Raw genomic sequence first — 3,436 nt, forward strand, 5'->3', positions numbered from 1 at the left:
TGGCGAAGGCGAGGTTGCCGTCGCCGTACGCGCGACTGGCGGCATCCGGGTTGACGTAGGCGGAGGTCAGCTCGGTCATGCGCTCGACGGGCTCGGCGAGGGTGGTCGCGAACGACACCTCGGAGTCAGGGCCGACGTCGGTGCCCAGCTCGTTCAGTTCCTCGAAGAAACCGGCGACGTCGACCGAGCCGCCGACGGTGTAGTCGAACCATCCCTGCCCCACCGTCCAAGGGTCCTTGAAGGTCGCGTAGAACGGAGTGATGCCGGCATCCAGCAGCTGGTCGCAGACCGCTTTCAGCTCATCCCACGTCTGCGGCACCTCGAGACCTTGCTGCTCGAAGATCTCCTGGTTGTAGATGACCGATGCCGCCATCACCGAGTACGGCAGCACGCTGGTGCGGCCGGGGTAGGTGGCGTACTGGTCGACGAGGTCCTGCACCTCGGGGAGGATGCGGTCGGCCTCGGGCATGTCGCTGAGGTCACTGAGGGCGCCGCGCTCCATGAAGCGGGCCATCTCCATGTTGTAGTTGAGCAGCCCGAGGTCGGGCGGGTTGCCGCGCAAGAACCCGGCCTGCAGGTTGGACGAGGTGTCGAAGACGACGCGCACGTCGTCTTGCGAGGAGTTGTACTCCGAGATGAGCTCCCGGAAGTACGGGATCGCCTCGGGCTTGCTGAGGTGGAAGCGGATCTCGGTGGGGCCACTGCCGCCGGCGCAGGCGGCGAGGGTCGCGGCGAGCGCCACGGTGAGGGTGGCGCCGATCGCTCGGCGTGTGCGCCTCGTCGACCGTGTGGAAACAGGCATCCGTCGTCCTTCCGCCGCCTCGTTGCGCAGCGCCCTGGGGAAACGCTTGCGCTGATGCAAGCACATGGCCACCGGCGCGGACAGTGATTGAGTCGCGCCCGCCAGAGGTCTACCATTCCCGCGCAAGCCTGCACCGGCCGTTGAGCGGGGCGCGCCGCGCCCGAGACGAAACGCGCACCCTCCCGCCGCGCCGCCCGCCCGCCTACTCTGAACGCGTACCGACAGGCGTGCGGAGGCCCCATGGATGCTGCTGTCTCGGGCCTCACCGCGCAGGAGGTGCAGCAGCGCGTCGCGGCCGGGCAGACCAACGCCTACCAGGAGCACACCAGCCGCAGCGCGTGGAGCATCATCCGCGCCAACGTGCTGACCCTGTTCAACGCGCTCGTGCTGGGCTGCTTCACGTTGCTGCTCGTGATCGGCCGCTGGCAGGATGCCCTCTTCGGACTGAGCGCGCTGGCCAACACCGTGATCGGCAGCGTGCAGGAGTTCCGCGCCAAGGGGGCGCTGGACCGGCTGGCCCTGCTCAACGCGCCGACCGCCCGGGTACGGCGCGACGGCGCCGAGGCAACCGTCGCGGTGGACGACGTCGTGCTCGGCGACCTGCTCGTGCTGCGAGCGGGAGATCAGATCCCGGCGGATGCCGAGGTGATCGATGCCGACGGCCTGCAGGTGGACGAATCCCTCCTCACCGGCGAATCCGAGCCCGTGGACAAGACCTCCGGCGAGCGGGTGCTGTCGGGTTCGGTCATCGTCGAGGGTTCGGGACTGGCCCGCGTCGACCGCGTCGGCGCGGAATCGTTCGCCAACTCACTGACCGACGAGGCGAAGCGGTTCTCGCTCGTGGCATCCGAGCTGCGTTCCTCGATCGACCGAGTGCTCACCTGGGTGACGTGGATCATCTTCCCGGTGGCCCTGCTGGTGCTCAACTCGCAGATGGTCGCGCAGGGCGGGTGGGCGCAGGCGTGGCAGAGCGGCGCGTGGCGTGAGGCGGCGACCTCCGCGATCGCCGCGATCATCGCCATGATCCCCCTGGGACTGGTGCTGATGACGAGCATCGCGTTCGCGGTGGGCGCCGTGCGGCTGGCCGGCCAGCAGGTGCTGGTGCAGGAACTGGCCGCGGTCGAGGGGCTCGCCCGCGTCGACGTGATCTGCCTGGACAAGACCGGCACCCTCACGCAGGGCGACGTGGTGTTCGACGCTTCCTATCCTCTGGTCGAGGTGCCCGGGTGGAAGGCGGTGCTCGGCTGGTACGCGGTGCAGCCCGCGGCCAACGCGACGGCCGGCAGCCTCGCTGCGTCGTTCACCGAGGCGCGGGAGGAGGAGGCGTCAGACCAGGTGCCGTTCTCCTCCGCGCGCAAGTGGAGCGCGGTCACCTTCGCCGACGGCATGTGGGTGATGGGCGCCCCCGAGATGGTCTTCGCCGGCGCCGCGCCGCCCGATTCGGACGTCGGCCGCATGGCGGCGCAGGCCGCGGAGCTGGCGGCGCGCGGGCGCCGCACCCTCGTGCTCGCGCGCGGCACCCGCACCGGCGACGAGACGGTGCCCGCTGACGCCGTGCCCGTCGCGCTGCTGACCTTTCGCGAGCGGATCCGCCCGGATGCCGCGCAGACCCTGTCCTATTTCGCCGCGCAGGACGTCGCGGTGCGCATCCTCTCGGGCGACAACCCGCAGACGGTTGCGGCCATCGCCCGCGACGTGGGGCTCGACGCCGCGCACGGCTTCGACGCCCGCCGGCTGCCCGACGACGACGGCGAGCTCGCCCGCGTGCTCGAGCAGAACGTCGTATTCGGCCGGGTCACACCCGACCAGAAGCGGCGCATGGTGGTCGCGCTGAAGGCGGCGGGCCACACCGTCGCGATGACCGGCGACGGTGTCAACGACGCCCTCGCCATCAAAGAGGCCGACATCGGCGTCGCGATGAACTCCGGCTCCGCCGCCACCAAGGCCGTCGCGCGCCTCGTGCTGCTGGACGGCAAGTTCTCGCACCTGCCGGCGGTGGTGGCCGAGGGCCGGCAGGTGATCGCCAACATCGAGCGGGTGTCGATGCTGTTCCTCACGAAGACGGCATACGCCACGGTGCTGGCGATCACCTTCGGGGTGCTCTTCCTCCCCTTCCCGTTCCTCCCCCGGCAGCTGTCACTCACCGACGGGCTCACCATCGGCATCCCGGCGTTCTTCCTCGCGCTCATCCCGAACGCGCGCCGCTACATCCCGGGGTTTCTGCGGCGGTCGCTGTCGTTCGCGGTGCCGGCGGGCGTCGTCGTCGCGGCGGGCATCGCCGTCTACACCCGCGTGCTCGCCGCGCGCGGCATCCCCGAGATCGAGGTGCGCGCCGGCGCGACGCTCGTGCTCGGCATGCTGGGGCTGTGGATCCTCGCTGTGCTGGCGCGGCCGCTCACCCTCGTCACCGTGGGGATCGTCGCCGCCATGATCGGCGGCCTGGCGCTGATGTACCTCGTGCCGATCTCGCGCGACTTCTTCGAGCTCGTCGCGCTCAGCCCGACGACCGTGACCGCGCTGGCCGTCACGGTCGCCGCAGGCGCTGTGCTCATCACGGTGGTGCGACTGGTGCAGGGCCGCGTGCTCGCACGCGACGCGGGGGTGGGGCGCCGGGGGTGACGCGGCTGGGCGCGG

The 3,436-nt window shown here is 70.8% G+C and carries 2 protein-coding genes; one reads left to right on the forward strand and one right to left on the reverse strand.

Translation table 11 applies throughout. The features are described 5' to 3' along the window. On the reverse strand, positions 1 to 802 hold an 802-nt coding region (locus NQ160_RS20915), incomplete at its 3' end, for an ABC transporter substrate-binding protein (RefSeq protein ID WP_257517006.1). A 240-nt stretch (positions 803 to 1,042) separates the two neighbouring features. On the opposite strand from NQ160_RS20915, the gene NQ160_RS20920 reads away from it, so the two are divergent. Then, complete coding sequence (locus NQ160_RS20920) at positions 1,043 to 3,421, forward strand: HAD-IC family P-type ATPase (protein WP_257517007.1); 2,379 nt, start codon at positions 1,043 to 1,045, stop codon at positions 3,419 to 3,421. The last annotated feature ends 15 nt before the right edge of the window (positions 3,422 to 3,436 follow it).

The sequence above is a fragment of the Microbacterium sp. zg.Y909 genome (assembly GCF_024626565.1).